Source organism: Marivita sp., from assembly GCF_020055635.1.
Classification (GTDB): Bacteria; Pseudomonadota; Alphaproteobacteria; order Rhodobacterales; family Rhodobacteraceae; genus Marivita.
Genome location: NZ_JAIPUT010000003.1, coordinates 1 through 16,991 on the forward strand (window position 1 = coordinate 1; position 16,991 = coordinate 16,991).

17 protein-coding genes and 1 tRNA gene are annotated in these 16,991 nt (G+C 61.6%); 8 read left to right on the forward strand and 10 right to left on the reverse strand.

Annotated features, from left to right (window positions below):
* Positions 1 to 31: 31 nt before the first annotated feature.
* A tRNA-Arg gene (locus LCF60_RS02260) sits at positions 32 to 108 on the reverse strand.
* 132 nt (positions 109 to 240) lie between these two features.
* On the opposite strand from LCF60_RS02260, the gene LCF60_RS02265 reads away from it, so the two are divergent.
* Positions 241 to 1,260: a LacI family DNA-binding transcriptional regulator gene (locus LCF60_RS02265; protein ID WP_292289559.1), complete on the forward strand. Its 1,020-nt coding sequence runs from the start codon at positions 241 to 243 to the stop codon at positions 1,258 to 1,260.
* Between the two features lie 50 nt (positions 1,261 to 1,310).
* Here the strand turns inward: LCF60_RS02265 and LCF60_RS02270 are convergent, their stop codons facing one another.
* The 6 genes from LCF60_RS02270 to LCF60_RS02295 all read right to left on the reverse strand — a co-directional run bounded on the left by LCF60_RS02270 (position 1,311) and on the right by LCF60_RS02295 (position 7,713).
* Positions 1,311 to 2,297 (reverse strand): ABC transporter substrate-binding protein, encoded by a 987-nt coding sequence (locus LCF60_RS02270; protein ID WP_292289394.1) that lies wholly within the window; start codon positions 2,295 to 2,297, stop codon positions 1,311 to 1,313.
* A 29-nt stretch (positions 2,298 to 2,326) separates the two neighbouring features.
* Positions 2,327 to 3,175 (reverse strand): ABC transporter permease, encoded by an 849-nt coding sequence (locus LCF60_RS02275; RefSeq protein WP_292289395.1) that lies wholly within the window; start codon positions 3,173 to 3,175, stop codon positions 2,327 to 2,329.
* Positions 3,172 to 4,104, reverse strand: coding sequence for an ABC transporter permease subunit (locus LCF60_RS02280; RefSeq protein WP_292289396.1), 933 nt, complete (start codon positions 4,102 to 4,104; stop codon positions 3,172 to 3,174). The genes LCF60_RS02275 and LCF60_RS02280 overlap by 4 nt, the downstream gene beginning before the upstream one ends.
* A gap of 6 nt (positions 4,105 to 4,110) precedes the next feature.
* The gene (locus tag LCF60_RS02285; RefSeq protein WP_292289397.1) at positions 4,111 to 4,923 is read right to left on the reverse strand and encodes an ABC transporter ATP-binding protein; all 813 of its coding nucleotides are present in this window, start codon (positions 4,921 to 4,923) and stop codon (positions 4,111 to 4,113) included.
* Positions 4,923 to 6,377, reverse strand: coding sequence for a dihydropyrimidinase (gene hydA / locus LCF60_RS02290; RefSeq protein WP_292289398.1), 1,455 nt, complete (start codon positions 6,375 to 6,377; stop codon positions 4,923 to 4,925). Before hydA ends, LCF60_RS02285 begins: the two co-directional genes overlap by 1 nt.
* An 85-nt stretch (positions 6,378 to 6,462) precedes the next feature.
* A complete protein-coding gene (locus LCF60_RS02295; RefSeq protein WP_292289399.1) occupies positions 6,463 to 7,713 on the reverse strand; it encodes a Zn-dependent hydrolase in 1,251 nt (416 codons plus the stop codon).
* A 187-nt stretch (positions 7,714 to 7,900) separates the two neighbouring features.
* On the opposite strand from LCF60_RS02295, the gene LCF60_RS02300 reads away from it, so the two are divergent.
* Together LCF60_RS02300 and LCF60_RS02305 are read left to right on the forward strand one after the other, a co-directional pair.
* On the forward strand, positions 7,901 to 8,512 hold the full coding sequence (locus LCF60_RS02300; RefSeq protein ID WP_292289400.1) for a TetR family transcriptional regulator C-terminal domain-containing protein: 612 nt from the start codon (positions 7,901 to 7,903) through the stop codon (positions 8,510 to 8,512).
* Positions 8,513 to 8,521: 9 nt separating this feature from the next.
* The gene (locus tag LCF60_RS02305) at positions 8,522 to 8,797 is read left to right on the forward strand and encodes a hypothetical protein (protein ID WP_292289401.1); all 276 of its coding nucleotides are present in this window, start codon (positions 8,522 to 8,524) and stop codon (positions 8,795 to 8,797) included.
* Positions 8,798 to 8,854: 57 nt separating this feature from the next.
* On the opposite strand, the gene preA is transcribed toward LCF60_RS02305, so the two are convergent.
* Entirely contained in the window at positions 8,855 to 10,162 is a 1,308-nt protein-coding gene (gene preA, locus LCF60_RS02310; RefSeq protein WP_292289402.1) for an NAD-dependent dihydropyrimidine dehydrogenase subunit PreA, read from the reverse strand.
* 16 nt (positions 10,163 to 10,178) lie between these two features.
* Positions 10,179 to 11,504: an NAD(P)-dependent oxidoreductase gene (locus LCF60_RS02315; RefSeq protein ID WP_292289403.1), complete on the reverse strand. Its 1,326-nt coding sequence runs from the start codon at positions 11,502 to 11,504 to the stop codon at positions 10,179 to 10,181.
* 217 nt (positions 11,505 to 11,721) lie between these two features.
* On the opposite strand from LCF60_RS02315, the gene LCF60_RS02320 reads away from it, so the two are divergent.
* Complete coding sequence (locus LCF60_RS02320; RefSeq protein WP_292289404.1) at positions 11,722 to 11,937, forward strand: DUF1127 domain-containing protein; 216 nt, start codon at positions 11,722 to 11,724, stop codon at positions 11,935 to 11,937.
* Positions 11,938 to 12,078: 141 nt separating this feature from the next.
* On the opposite strand, the gene rpsD is transcribed toward LCF60_RS02320, so the two are convergent.
* On the reverse strand, positions 12,079 to 12,699 hold the full coding sequence (rpsD, locus tag LCF60_RS02325; protein WP_292289405.1) for a 30S ribosomal protein S4: 621 nt from the start codon (positions 12,697 to 12,699) through the stop codon (positions 12,079 to 12,081).
* Between the two features lie 225 nt (positions 12,700 to 12,924).
* On the opposite strand from rpsD, the gene LCF60_RS02330 reads away from it, so the two are divergent.
* From LCF60_RS02330 to LCF60_RS02345, 4 genes are all read left to right on the forward strand, one after another.
* A complete protein-coding gene (locus LCF60_RS02330) occupies positions 12,925 to 13,752 on the forward strand; it encodes an EAL domain-containing protein (RefSeq protein ID WP_292289406.1) in 828 nt (275 codons plus the stop codon).
* A gap of 190 nt (positions 13,753 to 13,942) precedes the next feature.
* Entirely contained in the window at positions 13,943 to 15,118 is a 1,176-nt protein-coding gene (locus tag LCF60_RS02335; RefSeq protein WP_292289407.1) for an acetyl-CoA C-acetyltransferase, read from the forward strand.
* A 154-nt stretch (positions 15,119 to 15,272) separates the two neighbouring features.
* Complete coding sequence (gene phbB, locus LCF60_RS02340; protein ID WP_292289408.1) at positions 15,273 to 15,995, forward strand: acetoacetyl-CoA reductase; 723 nt, start codon at positions 15,273 to 15,275, stop codon at positions 15,993 to 15,995.
* Between the two features lie 80 nt (positions 15,996 to 16,075).
* Positions 16,076 to 16,960: an EamA family transporter gene (locus LCF60_RS02345; RefSeq protein ID WP_292289409.1), complete on the forward strand. Its 885-nt coding sequence runs from the start codon at positions 16,076 to 16,078 to the stop codon at positions 16,958 to 16,960.
* Positions 16,961 to 16,991: the final 31 nt, after the last annotated feature.

The following is a 16,991-nucleotide window of genomic DNA, read 5'->3' on the forward strand; positions in this document are numbered from 1 at the left end:
ATTCAAACAAACCATGGGGTCCAAAGGCTTCTGGCGATCCCGGCAGGATTCGAACCTGCAACCTGCCCCTTAGGAGGGGGCTGCTCTATCCAGTTGAGCCACGGGACCGCGCAGATCAGGCATACTTTTTCCCCGGCGCTTTGTCATTACCCGGTTCGATTTTTTACAAAGAGCGCAATCGCTTGCCGGTCTGCAAGAGATTGGGATATCGTTCGTAACAGGACAGTTAGGATGATGCTCTTGGCCAGTGACGATACCCGCCCCCTGACGCTGCGCGATGTTTCCGAGGCATCCGGCGTTTCGGAAATGACGGTCAGCCGCGTTCTGCGCAATCGCGGAGACGTTTCGGCTGCGACGCGCGAACGCGTGCTTTCGGCCGCGAAATCATTGGGATACGTGCCCAACAAGATCGCCGGAGCGCTGGCGAGCCAGCGGGTGAACCTGGTGGCGGTGATCATCCCGAGTCTGCGCAACATGGTGTTTCCCGAAGTCATGTCGGGCATCAGCGCCGTTCTGGAAGAAACAGAACTGCAACCCGTGGTGGGCGTCACCGACTACCTGCCCGAGAAAGAAGAGCGCGTGCTTTACGAGATGCTGTCGTGGCGCCCCTCCGGCGTGATCATCGCCGGGCTGGAGCACACCGACGCCTCGCGCGCCATGCTGAGCGCAAGCGGAATCCCCGTGGTCGAGATCATGGATGTCGACGGCACCCCGATCGATTCCATGGTGGGCATTTCCCATCGCAGGGCAGGTCGCAAGATGGCGCAGGCCATCCTGAAGGCAGGGTACCAGCGCATCGGATTTCTGGGCACCAAGATGCCGCTGGATCACCGGGCGCGGAAAAGGTTCGAAGGCTTTACCGGGGCCTTGGCGAAAAGCGGGGTCGAGGTTGCGGATCAGGAATTCTATTCCGGTGGGTCGGCCCTTGCCAAAGGCCGGGAGATGACCGAAACGCTGTTGAACCGCGATCCGGAGCTGGATTTCCTCTATTATTCCAACGACATGATCGCAGCCGGCGGACTCTTGACGCTTCTGGACAAAGGGATCGACATCCCCGATCAAATCGGTCTGGCCGGGTTCAACGGGGTCGAGCTTTTGGATGGATTGCCCCGGAAACTGGCGACGATGGACGCGTGCCGCACCGAAATCGGACGCAAGGCCGCCGAGATCATTTCCGAGCGGGTCAACACACCGGACGGCGCGCCAAGCGTGATCGAACTGACCCCCAAGATCAGCTATGGGGACACCCTGCGCCGATAGAAAGAAGGGCCTGGACCGGCCCTTCCGATGTCATGTGAACCGCTTTCGGCTCAGTTCAGGGCGTCAGATACCGCGTGTGTCCAGGCGCCATCCCCCGGATCGGCGGTGATCACCGGATCGGATCCTCCGGCGAGAAGAGTCTGCACCGTCCGTTCGAAATCGGCCGGATCCAACGCGCCGTTCGACCCTGCTGTCAGCTTGGCCACTTCGCCCATCATGCGCTTCTGGTGTGTCTCGGTCTGCGCACCGGTCTCGTCGTAATCGAGCACGATCATCGCCGCCTCTTCGGGGTTTTGCTCGGCCCATTTCCAACCCTGCATCGACGCATCTACAAAACGCTGCATCTTTTCGACAAAGGCCGGGTCCTCCAGGTTTTCTTCCAGAACATAAAGCCCGTCCTCTAGCGTCGCGACACCCTGGTCCTCGTATTTGAAGGTGACAAGCTCGTCCGGGCTGACGCCGGCATCAATGACCTGCCAGTATTCGTTATACGTCATGGTCGAGATGCAGTCTGCCTGACGTTGCAACAGGGGATCGACATTGAAGCCCTGTTTGAGAACCTCGACACCGGTCTCGCTCTTGCCATCTGTCGAGATGCCCATCGAACTCATCCAGGACATGAAGGGAAATTCGTTGCCGAAAAACCAGACCCCCAAGGTGCGGTTCTTCAGGTCATCGGGGCTTTCGATCCCTGCATCCTTCCAGCACGTCAGCATCATCCCGGAGCTTTTGAAAGGCTGCGCGATATTGACCAAGGGAAGCCCCTTTTCACGCGCTGCCAGGGCGGCTGGCATCCATTCCACGATCACGTCGGCACCGCCCCCGGCGATCACCTGCGTCGGCGCGATGTCGGGACCGCCCGGCTTGATCGTGACATCCAGATCCGCCTCTTCGTAGTAGCCATTCTCAAGCGCCACGTAATAGCCCGCGAACTGGGCTTGCGTGACCCATTTCAACTGTAGCGTAACGTCATCCGCCGCCCATGCGGGCGCGGCCAGTCCGATGGCTGCCAGTGTTCCAAGTATCTTCGAGTTCATCGTTCACCTCCAGGTTGTCGTTTTTCGTTTTAGTTTCGACGATGTGACGGGTGCCAGAACGTCACGCGCCGTTCCATCCAGGCCACAAGCCCGTAGAACGCTGTACCAGCCATTGCTGCGACGGCGATTTCCGCCCACACGAGGTCAATCGACAGGCTTCCCACGCCTGTCGAAATCCGAAATCCCATGCCACGTGTGGGTGACCCGAAGTATTCAGCAACAATTGCCCCGATCAATGCAAGCGTCGTCGCGATCTTCAGCCCGTTGAAAATGAACGGAAGCGCCGCGGGAAGCCGCAGCTTTATCAATGTGTCGAGGTATCCGGCTGCATATGTGCGCATCAGATCGCGCTGCATGGCGTCGGTTTCGCGCAGGCCCTGCACCGTGTTCACCAGAATCGGAAAGAACACCATGACCACCACGACGGCAGCCTTGGACTGCCAGTCGAATCCGAACCAGTTGACCAGAATCGGTGCGATCCCGATGATCGGCAAGGCCGCCACAAAGTTCCCGATCGGAAGAAGACCCCGCGTCAGGAACGCCGAGCGGTCGATCAGGATGGCGGTCGCGAACGCCGCCAGCGCCCCGATCACGAAGCCCGACAACGCACCTTTCAGCACCGTCTGGCGAAAGTCCTCCCACAGGATGTCGGTCGAGGCGGCAAAGGTCCCTGCCACGGTCGACGGCGCGGGCAGGATCACAGGCGACACACCCAGCCCCCGAACGAAGCCTTCCCAGAGCACGATCAAGGTCACCCCGAACAGCACCGGGATGAGCACCCGAACACCGATGGTCCCGCGCCAGCGCGAATTGGCCAGAGAGGCATTGAGGGCCCAGGCGCCGATCCAGAAGACAAGGGCAAAGACAAGCCAGCTCATGCCTGCATCCCCATCCGCCGCAGGATGATCCGCTGCGTCAGGTCCAGCAGCGTCACCAGGATCCCCGCCAGGATCGCCGCTGCGAACAGTGCCGCCCAGATCGCCAGGGGCGTGCCGAACTGATCTCCGATCAGGATGCGCGCGCCCAGGCCGGAAATCGCGCCGGTCGGCAATTCGCCCACGATGGTTCCCACCAGCGCCGCCGCGATGCCGATCTTGAGCGACGTGAACAGATACGGCATCGACGCGGGCAATCGCAGCTTCAGAAAGGCTTGCACGCCCGAGGCGGAATAGGTCCGGAGCAGATCAAGCTGCGCCGCGCCCGGCGACCGCAACCCTTTGACCATGCCGACCAGAACCGGAAAGTAACACAGGTAAGCCGAGATGATCGCCTTGGGCACGCCCCGCCCTTCGATGCCGACCTGGCTGGACAGCACGATGATCATCGGCGCCAGCGCCACGATGGGCACCGTCTGGCTGATGATGGCCCACGGCATCAGGCTCATGTCCACCACCCGGCTGTAGACGATGGCGATTGCCCCGGCCATGCCCAGAACGGTGCCCAAGGCAAAGCCCCAGAGCGTCGATTGCAGCGTGATCCAACCGTGGTAGATCAGCGACCGTTTCGACATCGCCCTCCCGCGCAGCGCCATCTCGCCGGTGGTGTTCCAAAGCTCGTCGGCCACCTGCACCGGGGTCGGCAGGCGGGGCCGGTCAAGGCTGTAGCCCAAGGCGATATGATCGGGATTGGCCATCATCAGACGCCAGGCCGATTGCTCGAACCGGTCACGCGGTTCCGCGGGGATGACCTCGGCTCCCCCGCGATCTGCCACATCCAGCGCGCCACGAATGTTCATCGGGGCCACCGCCGCGTACCAGAGCACGGCAAGGGCCGCGAGCACGGCAAGAATGGGCAGGATGTTCCTCATGACGCCTCAATCGTCATAGGCATGTCCCGCCCGTAGCCCATCCCGCACCCGGTGCGCGATCTCGAGGAATTCCGGCGTATCGCGAATGTCGAGCGGACGTTCTTTCGGCAAAGGGCTGTCGATCACATCCGTGATCCGACCGGGGCGCGGGCTCATCACCACGATCTTGGTCGACAGGTAAACCGCCTCGGGAATCGAATGCGTCACGAACCCGATGGTCTTTTCCGTCCTGGCCCACAGCTCGAGCAGTTGTTCGTTCAGGTGGTCGCGCACGATCTCGTCAAGCGCGCCGAACGGCTCGTCCATCAGCAGGATGTCCGCGTCAAAGGCCAGCGCCCGCGCGATGGATGCCCGCTGCTGCATCCCGCCCGACAATTGCCAGGGGTATTTCTTGCCGAACCCCGACAATTCCACGAGGTCCAGAACCCGGTTGATGCGCTCGGCCTGTTCGGCCCTGGAATACCCCATGATCTCGAGCGGCAGGGCGATGTTCTTCTCGATGCTGCGCCACGGGTAAAGCCCCGCCGCCTGGAAGACATAGCCATAAGCCCGCGCGCGGCGCGCTTCATCCGGCGTCATCCCGTTCACGGTGAGCATGCCGCCCGTTGGGGCCTCAAGCGCCGCGATGCATCGCAGGAACGTGGTCTTGCCACAGCCCGAAGGGCCGATGAAGCTGACGAACTCGCCCTTCCCGATCTCCAGATCAATGCCGGACAGCGCATGCACCGGGCCGTCATTTGTCTGGAAGGTGAGGTCCAGTGACGTGGCCGAGATCACCGGTGACGTCACGCTCCGGTCCTGTACCGCTGGGTCTTGCATCAAACGCCCGTCGCGGGAATCCCTGACCGCTCCACCGGGCGCGGGGCCGTCAGGTCTTTCCATTTCGACAGCGCGCGGTTCACCGTGCCATTGCCCGGCCGCTTGACGAACGTGCCATGGCCTTCCTGCGTGCGCATCTCGCCATCATGCACCGCCACATGGCCGCGCGTCAGGGTAAAACGCGGCAGGCCCTTGACATGCTGGCCCTCGAATACGTTGTAGTCGATCGCCGATTGCTGCGTGCTGGCCTGAATTGTCTTTTCCTTCTCCGGATCCCAAACCACCAGATCGGCATCCGCACCGACCAGAACGGCCCCCTTCTTCGGGTAGCAGTTCAGGATCTTGGCGATATTGGTCGAGGTCACAGCGACGAATTCGTTCGGCGTCAACCGTCCGGTTGTCACCCCGTGGGTCCAGAGCATCGGCATCCGATCCTCAAGCCCCCCTGTACCATTGGGAATCTTCGAGAAATCACCCAGCCCGAACCGCTTCTGTTCCGTGGTGAAGGCGCAATGATCCGTGGCGACAACCGACAGCGACCCCGATTGCAGACCCGCCCACAGGCTGTCCTGATGCTGCTTGTTGCGGAAGGGCGGCGACATCACCCGACGCGCGGCGTGATCCCAGTCCTGGTTGAAATATTCGCTTTCATCCAGCGTCAGATGCTGGATCAACGGCTCTCCCCAGACGCGCTTGCCCTGCATCTTGGCGCGCCGGATCGCTTCGTGCGATTCCTCGCAGGAGGTATGCACCACGTAGAGCGGCACACCAGCCATGTCCGCGATCATGATGGCGCGATTGGTTGCCTCTCCTTCGACCTGCGTGGGCCGCGAATAGGCATGGCCTTCCGGCCCGGTATTGCCCTCGGCCAATAGTTTGGCGGTCAGTTCCGCCACCACGTCGCCATTCTCGGCATGAACCATGGCGATCCCGCCAAGCTCGGACAGGCGGCTGAACGACGCGTAAAGCTCATCGTCATTGACCATGAGCGCGCCCTTGTAGGCCATGAAATGCTTGAACGTGTTGATGCCGCGATCCTTGATCACGCTCTCCATCTCGTTGAACACCTGCTCCCCCCACCAGGTGACCGCCATGTGAAACGAGTAGTCGCAATTCGCCCGGGTCGACTTGTTGTCCCACATCTGCAACGCGTCGAACAAACCTTGCCCCGGACTGGGCAACGCGAAATCCACCACCATCGTGGTGCCGCCCGCCAATGCGGCGCGCGTGCCGCTCTCGAAATCGTCCGAGGAGTAGGTGCCCATGAACGGCATCTCGAGATGCGTGTGCGGGTCGATCCCGCCCGGCATCACGTAACACCCGGTCGCGTCCAGTTCCTCACCGCCCTTCAGGTTCGGACCGATCTCGGTGATGACCCCGTTTTCGATGGCGACATCCGCCTCGTAGGTCAGGTCCGCTGTGACTACCGTTCCGTTCTTGATGATCGTGGTCATGGTCTACTCCGTGGTCCTGATCTTCTCTGGTTCAAAAATATCCCGGGGGAGTCGCGCAAAGCGCGACGGGGGCAGAGCCCCCGGTCTAGCTGACGATTTCTGCGGTCTCTACAACCGCATGGAACAGCACGTCCGTCCCCGCCACCGCCCAGTCCTTGGAAATCTCCTCGGCCTCGTTATGCGACAGCCCGTCGACACAGGGGCACATCACCATCGCCGTGGGTGCCACGTCGTTGATCCAGCAGGCATCATGTCCGGCGCCCGACACGATATCCATGTGGGAATACCCCAGACGCTCCGCCGCATCGCGGATCGCTTTCACGCAGCTTTCGTCGAAAGCGGGCGGGTCGAACTGGCCGACGATGTGGCTGTCGAACGACACGCCGATGTCCTCGCAGAGCTTCGGCGCGCGCTCCATGAATTCGGCGACCATGTCGTTCAGCTTGTCGATCAGGTGCGTGCGCAGGTCCACCGTGAACACTGCCTTGCCCGGAATGATGTTACGGCTGTTGGGATGGATGTCGATATGGCCGATCGCCCCCACCGCGTTGGGCTGGTTCTTCATCGCGATCTCGTGCACCAGCTCGGTGATCAGCGCGAGGCCCCGGCCCGCGTTCCTGCGCATGTGCATCGGCGTCGATCCGGTATGGCTTTCCTTGCCGGTCACGGTGCATTCGATCCAGCGCAGGCCCTGCCCATGCGTGACCACGCCGATATCCTTGCCCTCGGCCTCGAGGATCGGCCCCTGTTCGATATGCAGTTCGAAGAACGCATGCATCTTGCGGTCCCCGACTTTCTCGGTGCCCTTCCATCCGATCCGGTCCAGTTCGTCGCCGAATGTCTTGCCCTTGGCATCGGTCCGGTCGAACGCCCATTGCAGGTCGTGCTTGCCTGCGAACACACCCGACGCCAGCATCGCCGGCGCAAAGCGCGTGCCTTCCTCGTTGGTCCAGTTGGTCACGACGATCGGGTGCCTGGTCCTGATGCCCATATCATTGAGCGAGCGCAGGATCTCCAGCCCCCCCAGCACGCCGAGAACACCGTCGTATTTGCCACCGGTAGGCTGCGTATCGAGATGGGACCCGACATAGACGGGCAGCGCGTCCGGGTCCGTGCCGTCGCGCCGCGCGAACATGTTGCCGATCTCGTCGAGCCCCATGGTACAGCCCGCATCCTCGCACCATTTCTGGAACAGAGCCCGGCCTTCCGCGTCTTCGTCGGTCAGCGTCTGGCGGTTGTTGCCCCCTGCCACTCCGGGTCCGATCTTCGCCATCTCCATGAGGCTATCCCACAGGCGGTCGCCATTGATCCGCAGGTTTTCTCCCGGTGCTGCCATTCCCGTTCCCTCGCCGCTGTCTTTTCCCGCGTGGCCAAAGCGCGTCGGCCCGCAAGTTTTTTACCATTTGGTAAAGTTACGATTGCAACGCACCCTCAGGCTGTCAAGGTGTGTTCTGGAATGAGTTTGCCCGCGTCCACCCGGGATGTCAGACTTGCCCTGTAATCCGGCAGGAAAGAGTTGCCTCGTGACCCGCACCCGCAAACCAAGCCGCATCCAGACGGAAAACCGCCGACGCATTCGCGACGCTGCCTTGGGATTGTTCGCCACGCATGGATTTCGCGGCACGACACTCGACCAGATCGCCGAAGCCTGCGGCATGCACAAACCGAACCTGATCTATTATTACAAAAGCAAGGAAGCGATCCATATCGACCTGCTGAACACGCTTCTGGAAGAATGGCTGAGCCCTTTGGATGCCATGGACCCGGAGGGGGAGCCGCTGGAGGAAATGATCGGTTACATCCGCCGCAAGATGGAAATGAGCCGCCTTTACCCCCGCGAATCCCGGCTGTTTGCAAATGAGATCGTGCAGGGCGCTCCACGGATGCTGCCGCATCTGGAAAGCATCCTGAAGCCGCTCTTCGACAGGCAATGCGCGATCATCACCCGGTGGATGGATGACGGCAAACTGGCGCAGATGCATCCGGCGCACCTGATCTTTTCGATCTGGGCCGTGACGCAGCATTATGCCGACTTCGAAGCCCAGATCGCGGTGCTATTGCCGGGAGACGACAATCGGGCGGGTGGCGCGGAGGTTTTTGTCGAAGACATGTTCCGGAAACTGCTGGCGCCCTGATGAATTTACTTGGCATTAACCGCAGTGCCGCAAATTCCGGGCATGAATGATTGCTCCGTATTCCCCGACTCACCCCGACTGAACGCCCCTTGGCGAGATCAGCTGTTCAATACCCGCGCCGCCAAACAGGGTGGCATTCTGCGACGAAACAAACACAGCATCCAAAGAGAAATCGGCGTCAGCCTTCTCATCGCCGAAGTCCGTGCAAGAGGGTTTCGTCTCTACGAGGTGGGAGACGACTACGTGATCGTGTGTCACCGCCGCCCGATCCGCCAGCTTTGTTGAGGTCACAGAAAATTCGTACGAATTTTCTGCTGCCCGAGATTATTCGTACGAATAATATTATTCCGCAGCCTGTGCCACCGCCGGGTTGTTCGGATGGCTTGTCCAATCCCCGTGCTCTGCCACCACGTTTCGACCGGTCCGTGCGTCGATCGCACCGGAGGAAAGTTCCTCCATCGTGATGCACGCTTCGACCGGACAGACATTCACACAAAGATTGCAGGCCACGCAGTCGTCATCCTTGACGGTGAACACCCGATCGTCGGACATGGCGATCGCCTGGTGCGAGGTGTCTTCGCAGGCCGCGAAACAACGCCCGCAGGAGATGCACAAATCCTGATCGATCCGCGCCTTGGTGACGTAGTTCAGGTTCAGGTTCTGCCAGTCGCTGACATTCGGAACCGCCCGCCCGACCAGATCCTGGGTGCCTTGCATGCCCTTCTCATCCAGATATTGCGACAGGCCCGAGATCATCTCCTGTACGATCTTGAAGCCATAGGTCATGGCTGCCGTGCAGACCTGCACGTTGCCCGCGCCCAGCGCCATGAACTCCGCCGCGTCTTTCCAGGTGGTGACACCCCCGATGCCTGAGATCGGCAACCCTCGCATCTCCGGCGATCGCGCAATCTCGGCCACCATGTTGAGCGCAATCGGCTTGACCGCAGGGCCGCAATAACCGCCATGCGCGCCCTTGCCGTCGATCGTCGGTTCCGGTGCGAAAAGGTCCAGATCGACCGAGGTGATCGAATTGATCGTGTTGATGAGGCTCACCGCATCCGCGCCACCCGCATGGGCGGCCATCGCAGGCTTGCGGATGTCGGTGATGTTCGGCGTCAGTTTCACGATACAGGGCATGCGGGTATTCTGCTTCACCCAGCGCGTGACCATTTCGATATAGTCGGGCACCTGCCCGACGGCACTTCCCATGCCGCGTTCGGACATCCCGTGCGGACAACCGAAATTGAGCTCGACCCCGTCCGCGCCAGTCTCTTCGACCAAGGGCAGGATTGCTTTCCACGCCTGCTCTTCGCAGGGCACCATCAGCGACACGACCATGGCACGGTCCGGGTAATCCCGCTTGACCGCCTTGATCTCGCGCAGGTTCACCTCCAGCGGGCGGTCGGTGATCAACTCGATATTGCTCAGGCCCAGAAGCCGGCGGTCCGCGCCCCAGATCGCGCCATAGCGCGGCCCGTTCACGTTGACGACGGGTGGTCCGGCCTCGCCCAGCGTCTTCCAGACGACACCGCCCCAGCCGGCCTCAAAGGCCCGGCGGACGTTGTATTCCTTGTCCGTTGGGGGCGCCGAGGCGAGCCAGAACGGGTTCGGGCTCTTGATGCCCACGAAATCGGTGGTCAGGTCAGCCATTCTCAATCCTCCCGGATCAGGCGCGCATCAGCGCGGCGTGGATATCTTCGGCAGCATCGCGCCCTTCGGCCACGGCGGTCACGGTGAGGTCATCCCCGCCAGCGGCACAATCGCCCCCGGCCCAGACCCCCGAGACCGAGGTCCGACCAGCCCCAATCACCGCGATCTTGCGGCCATCCAGATCGGGCAGGTCCTCACCGGTCAGCGTCTGGCCGATGGCCTTGAACACCTGGTCGGCCGCAAGCCGGAAGGTCTGGCCCGTCGGGTTGAGATCATCGTCGGTGAATTCGAATTCGATCTCGCGCACCGTCCCGTTGCCATGCACCGCAATAGGCGAGGCGTTGGTGATGATCCGCACACCCTTGGCGGCGGCCAGATCCTGTTCCCACACACTGGCGTTCATCCGATCCCGTCCGCGCCGATAGACGATGGTGACGTTCAAGGCGCCCAGCAGCTTGGATTGCACCGCCGCGTCGACTGCGGTCATGCCGCCCCCGATGACCACCACGTCGCGCCCGACAGGAAGCTGGCCGAGATCCGTCGCCTGGCGCAGATCGGCAATGAAGCCCACCGCATCCAGCACGCCGTCCTTGTCGGCCCCCGGCGCGGTCAGCGCGTTCACACCGCCGAGCCCCATGCCAAGGAACACCGCGTCATAGTCGTCTTGCAGGTCGGCCATGCGGATTTCGCGGCCAAGTGACATGCCATTGCGGATCTCGATCCCGCCGATCTGCAAAAGCCAGTCCACTTCGCGCGCCGCGAAATCCTCGGTGCTCTTGTAGGCGGCAATGCCGTATTCGTTCAGTCCCCCCGCCTTGGGCCGCGCGTCGAACACCACGACGTCATGTCCATGCATGGCGAGCCGATGCGCACAGGCCAACCCTGCCGGACCGGCCCCGACAACGGCGATACGCTTGCCGGTCGGGGCCGCCCGGGAGAAAGGATGAACGCCCTGCGCCATCAAGGTGTCGGTCGCGTAGCGTTGCAGACGACCGATCTGGACCGGCTCGCCTTCGGCAACCTCGCGGACGCAGACTTCCTCGCAGAGCGTTTCCGTTGGGCAGACACGCGCGCACATGCCCCCCATGATGTTCTGCGTCAGGATTGTCTTGGCCGCCGCTTCGGGTGTGCCGGTGGTAATCTGGCGGATGAAAAGCGGGATGTCGATATCCGTGGGGCAGGCGGTGATGCACGGCGCATCGTGGCAGAAATAACACCGATCCGCGGCCACCAAAGCCTCGTGATCGCTAAGCGGCGCGTGCAGATCGGCAAAGCCGGCGCTGAGGGCGTCGGGATCAAGCCGCCCCGAAACAATCCCTTCTTTCAAGGTCCTGGCGTCCATTTCCGTACTCCGAGATCCGTTAGACCGTTTCCCGAACGCTCTCACGGGTCAAAAATTTTATCAACTGGTAAAATTTTGAAAGAGGTGGATTCGACGGATGCTGCACTGCAGCGCCATGCAGTCACCGCGTGGCGGGTATTCCAAAGCGGAGGTACTCGCCGCGTTTTCAAGGGCTTAGGTACGGGTGCAGAAATAATGAGCAAATCATAGGTGACCCATGGCACTCGCACAAACATACCAAGCCGAACGATCCGGCTTTTTCTCAAGCCTGATCAATGGCTTGACACGCGGCTTCACACAAATCGCAGAATCCAACTGGCGTATTCGCGAAGTTGAGCGGCTGCAATCGATGACGGACGAGGCGCTGGCCGCCCGTGGACTGAAGCGCGAAGATATCGCGCGGCACGTCTTCCGGGATATCTACTGGGTCTGAGCCGCAGTTCTCTGAACCGATCTGAACAAGGCTGCGCGGTTCGCGCGGCCTTTTTTGTGTCCGCTTGATCCGAACATAAAAAAGCCGCCCCGATCCGGGACGGCTTTGAAGGGTACGCATCGTACGGTCGACCCGTACGGATCAGTTCTGCGCGTAATATTCGATGACGAGGTTCGGTTCCATCATCACCGGGTAGGGCACATCGCCCAAGCCCGGAGTGCGCACGAAGGTCGCGGTCATCTTGGAGTGATCGGCTTCGACGTAGTCCGGAACGTCACGCTCGGGCAACTGTACGGCTTCGAGAACCGCGGTCATCTGCTTGGACTTTTCGCGCACTTCGATCACGTCGCCTTCCTTGACACGGTAGGACGGGATGTTGACGCGCTGGCCGTTGACCGTCACGTGGCCGTGGTTGACGAACTGGCGGGCCGCAAAGATCGTCGCGACGAACTTGGCGCGGTAGACCACCGCGTCCAGACGGCGCTCGAGCAGGCCGATCAGCTGCTCGCCGGTATCACCGCGCTGACGTTCGGCTTCGGCAAAGATGCGGCGGAACTGCTTTTCGGTCAGGTCGCCGTAATAGCCCTTGAGCTTCTGCTTGGCGCGCAGCTGAAGGCCGAAGTCCGACATCTTGCCCTTGCGACGCTGGCCGTGCTGGCCGGGGCCATATTCGCGACGGTTGACCGGGGATTTCGGACGACCCCAGATGTTTTCACCCATCCGGCGGTCAATCTTGTACTTGGCAGACGTGCGTTTTGTCACGGCTGATCTCCTTCCTGGAACGACGCCCCGCAGGGCGACTATGAAGGGCGTTGTCCTCTTGGGCGCAAACCCATGACAGGCATCCCCTTGCAGGGGCCACCAACACCAATGAAGCCGCGCTTATACGTCTGCCTTGCACAGAGTCAACACGCGAATTTCCGGCGTGCATTAAACCTTGCTTAAGACCCGTCGCGCAGAGTGTCGATGCAATCGAAAAGGGTTCCCATGGCGCAGCGCTCAGTCAGGAAAACGTTCGGGCCGTCGCCGATCGAAATGGCGGTGCGGTCCCGTGACCAGGATATCCTCAGGATCGTCGAAGAGGCCGTGCATCACCGCGAGGTGCGGCTGGCCTTTCAGCCCGTCGTCCATGCGCACAGGCAGGATCGGACCGCTTTTTACGAAGGCTTGATCCGCGTCACCGATCCGACCGGCCGGATCATACCGGCAGGCCAGTTCATCGAGGCGATCGAGGAACGGGAGACCGGGCGCCTGCTTGACTGCCTGTCGCTCGAACACGGGTTGCGTATCCTTGCGCACACGCCCGATATCCGGCTGGCGATCAACCTGTCGGCGCGGTCCATCGGGTACAACAAATGGCGCAAGGTGCTCGAGAGGGGGCTGGCGCGCGACCCGTCGGTGGCAGAGCGGTTGATCCTGGAAATCACCGAAGCGTCGGCGATGCTGGTGCCCGAGCTTGTGATGCAGGCGATGCGCGATCTGCAAAGGCTTGGCATCAGTTTCGCGCTTGATGATTTCGGTGCGGGTTACACGGCGCTGCGGCACCTCAAGGAGTTCCAGTTCGACATTCTCAAGATCGATGGCCAGTTCATCCGCGGCATCGCGCAGGATCCCGACAACCAGGTCCTGACCCGCGCGATCATCGCGATCGCGCAGCAGTTCGACATGTTCACGGTGGCCGAGTTCGTCGAATCGCAGGCCGATGCCATGGCCCTCGGCGATCTCGGGGTCGATTTTCTTCAGGGCTATTATTTCGCCGCGCCAACGATGGAGCCGCCCTGGCGACCCACCGGCCAAGAGGCGCAGATGCATTGACGGGCTTGCGCGACCTGCCATGACGCAAGGTCAACCCGGCCATGCGCAAATGGGCTGAGACACCCTGTCCGGTATGCGAATGTCTACCATTGCGTTAGGAGGGCGCGAGAACGGGTCTGGGGCCGCGGACGCAAATACGCGATAATCCCTGTGGAATCACTTCTGGACCCTGACCTTGGTGGAGGAACACATGACCAACGTCGTTATCGCATCCGCCGCTCGAACAGCCGTTGGCTCGTTCGGTGGCTCTTTCGCAAATACACCCGCACATGATCTGGGATCGGCCGTTCTGAACGCGCTGGTCGAACGCGCCGGAATCGAAAAGGAAGCCGTCTCCGAGACCATTCTCGGTCAGGTTCTGACAGCCGCCCAGGGCCAGAACCCGGCGCGCCAGGCGCATATCAACGCCGGACTGCCGCAGGAAAGCGCGGCCTGGAGCATCAACCAGGTCTGCGGTTCGGGTCTGCGGGCCGTGGCTCTGGGTGCGCAGCACATCATGCTGGGTGATGCCGAAGTGATCTGTGCCGGTGGTCAGGAAAACATGACGCTGTCGCCCCACGCGGCGCATCTGCGCGCCGGTCACAAGATGGGCGATGTCAAATATATCGACACGATGATCCGCGATGGCCTTTGGGATGCATTCAACGGCTACCACATGGGCCAGACCGCCGAAAACGTCGCCGAGAAGTGGCAGATCAGCCGCGACCAGCAGGACGAATTCGCTGTCGCCAGCCAGAACAAGGCCGAAGCCGCCCAGAAGGCAGGCAAGTTCGACGACGAGGTGATCGCCTACACCGTGAAGACCCGCAAGGGCGACATCGTGGTCGACAAGGATGAATACATCCGTCACGGCGCAACGATTGAAAGCATGCAGAAGCTGCGCCCGGCCTTCACCAAGGACGGGTCGGTCACGGCGGCGAACGCCTCGGGCCTCAACGATGGCGCGGCCGGTGTCCTGCTTATGTCGGCGGAAAATGCCGAAAAGCGCGGTATCACACCGATGGCGCGCATCGCATCCTACGCAACCGCCGGACTGGACCCGTCGATCATGGGCGTCGGCCCGATCCACGCGTCCCGCAAGGCGTTGGAAAAGGCCGGCTGGTCGGTCGGTGATCTGGATCTTGTCGAGGCAAACGAAGCCTTCGCGGCGCAGGCCTGCGCGGTGAACAAGGACATGGGCTGGGATCCGGCCATCGTGAACGTCAACGGCGGTGCCATCGCCATCGGTCACCCGATCGGTGCCTCCGGCGCGCGTGTCCTGAACACGCTGCTGTTCGAAATGCAGCGACGCGACGCCAAGAAAGGCCTTGCCACGCTCTGTATCGGGGGCGGCATGGGCGTTGCGCTCTGTGTGGAGCGCGACTGATCCGAGGCGGATCGCACATATGTCAGGGGCGCCATGTGCGCCCCTTTTTTGTAGCTTCTTTTCAAATGCAAAATCCGCAGCGCAATAATGTTGCGCATCCGGATGCCAACGTATAACAACCTTACCTGAATAGACCACCCAAGAGGAGATCCCCATGGCACGTGTAGCACTCGTCACCGGCGGCAGCCGCGGCATCGGCGAAGCCATTTCCAAAGCACTCAAGGCCGACGGCTATGAGGTTGCCGCGACCTATGCAGGCAATGACGAGAAAGCCGCGAAATTCACCGAAGAGACCGGCATCAAGACCTACAAGTGGAACGTCGCCGATTACGACGCCTCCAAGGCGGGCATCGAGCAGGTCGAGGCGGATCTGGGCCCGATCGACGTGGTGGTCGCCAATGCGGGCATCACCCGCGACGCGCCGTTCCACAAGATGACTCCGGACCAGTGGAAAGAGGTGATCGACACCAACCTCACCGGCGTCTTCAACACCGTGCACCCGGTCTGGCCCGGCATGCGCGAGCGCAAGTTCGGTCGGATCATCGTGATCTCGTCGATCAACGGTCAGAAGGGACAGTTCGCGCAAGTGAACTATGCCGCGACCAAGGCGGGCGACCTGGGCATCGTCAAGTCGCTGGCGCAGGAAGGCGCGCGCGCCGGGATCACCGCAAACGCGATCTGTCCGGGCTATATCGCCACCGAGATGGTGATGGCGGTCCCGGAAAAGGTACGCGAATCGATCATCGGCCAGATCCCGGCAGGCCGTCTGGGCGAACCCGACGAGATTGCTCGCTGCGTGGCGTTCCTGGCCTCCGACGATGCGGGTTTCATCAACGGTTCGACCATCTCGGCCAATGGGGCACAGTTCTTCGTGTGATCCCGGTCACAGGTATTCGGAAAGGCCCGCCGTTTGTGCGGGCCTTTTCTTTTGTTGCGCAGCGCTTTAGCGGAACACGCATGTCCCACGTCACCGCCACAGCCATCGGATTCGTCGCCGTCCTTCTTTGGGCGCTGTTGGCGTTGTTCACGGCCGGGTCCGATCCGGTTCCGCCGTTTCTGCTCAATGCCCTGACCTTTGCCATCGGTGGCGCAGTGGGGGTGATCTGGGTGCTTGCGCGTGGACGGCTGTCTGTTTTGCGGGCGGTGCCGTGGACCGTGTATGCCTTTGGAACCGCTGGGCTGTTCGGATATCACGCGCTGTATTATTCCGCATTGCGGTTGGCGCCCCCCGCCGAAGCAGGGCTGATCGCCTATCTTTGGCCGCTGTTCATCGTGCTGTTTTCCGGCCTGCTGCCCGGAGAAAACCTGCGCGCGGGCCATATCATCGGGGCGCTCGTGTCCTTTGCCGGGGCGGCTTTGATCGTGCTGCACAATGGTTTCAACTTTGACGCGGCCGCGACCCCCGGCCTGATCCTGGCGGGGTTTTGCGCCCTGACCTGGAGCAGCTATTCGGTGCTGTCCCGGCGCCTTGGCACCACCCCCACCGAGGCGGTTGCCGTGTTCTGCGTGTTGACCGCAATCCTGTCGGTTCCACCCCACCTGATGTTCGAGACAACACTCTGGCCTCAAAGCGGATTTGGCTGGGTATCCGTCGCGGCATTGGGGCTCGGGCCTGTGGGTTTGGCGTTCTACGTCTGGGACATCGGGGTCAAACGCGGAGATATCCAGCTATTGGGCGTGGCGAGCTATGCCGCGCCGTTGTTGTCGACGCTGGTTCTGATCTTCGCGGGATTTGCGCAGCCGTCGTGGCAACTGGTGGCCGCAGCGGTGCTGATCACCACGGGCGCGGGAATTGCCGCTTTGGCCTCGCGCCGGGCTCACGTGCGAAATTGCACAAAATAGGCGCGCTTACGTGGATTTATGTGCGGAGAAA

Bases quoted from the DNA above. Each gene is read 5' to 3' on its own strand.
- LCF60_RS02285 (WP_292289397.1), bottom strand. From the start codon at position 4,923: ATGCAAGACCCAGCGGTACAGGACCGGAGCGTGACGTCACCGGTGATC.
- preA (WP_292289402.1), bottom strand. From the start codon at position 10,162: ATGGCTGACCTGACCACCGATTTCGTGGGCATCAAGAGCCCGAACCCG.
- hydA (WP_292289398.1), bottom strand. From the start codon at position 6,377: ATGACCACGATCATCAAGAACGGAACGGTAGTCACAGCGGACCTGACC.
- LCF60_RS02275 (WP_292289395.1), bottom strand. From the start codon at position 3,175: ATGAGCTGGCTTGTCTTTGCCCTTGTCTTCTGGATCGGCGCCTGGGCC.
- LCF60_RS02270 (WP_292289394.1), bottom strand. From the start codon at position 2,297: ATGAACTCGAAGATACTTGGAACACTGGCAGCCATCGGACTGGCCGCG.
- LCF60_RS02315 (WP_292289403.1), bottom strand. From the start codon at position 11,504: ATGGACGCCAGGACCTTGAAAGAAGGGATTGTTTCGGGGCGGCTTGAT.
- LCF60_RS02330 (WP_292289406.1), top strand. From the start codon at position 12,925: ATGGCGCAGCGCTCAGTCAGGAAAACGTTCGGGCCGTCGCCGATCGAA.
- phbB (WP_292289408.1), top strand. From the start codon at position 15,273: ATGGCACGTGTAGCACTCGTCACCGGCGGCAGCCGCGGCATCGGCGAA.
- LCF60_RS02345 (WP_292289409.1), top strand. From the start codon at position 16,076: ATGTCCCACGTCACCGCCACAGCCATCGGATTCGTCGCCGTCCTTCTT.
- LCF60_RS02295 (WP_292289399.1), bottom strand. From the start codon at position 7,713: ATGGCAGCACCGGGAGAAAACCTGCGGATCAATGGCGACCGCCTGTGG.
- LCF60_RS02335 (WP_292289407.1), top strand. From the start codon at position 13,943: ATGACCAACGTCGTTATCGCATCCGCCGCTCGAACAGCCGTTGGCTCG.
- LCF60_RS02280 (WP_292289396.1), bottom strand. From the start codon at position 4,104: ATGAGGAACATCCTGCCCATTCTTGCCGTGCTCGCGGCCCTTGCCGTG.
- LCF60_RS02320 (WP_292289404.1), top strand. From the start codon at position 11,722: ATGGCACTCGCACAAACATACCAAGCCGAACGATCCGGCTTTTTCTCA.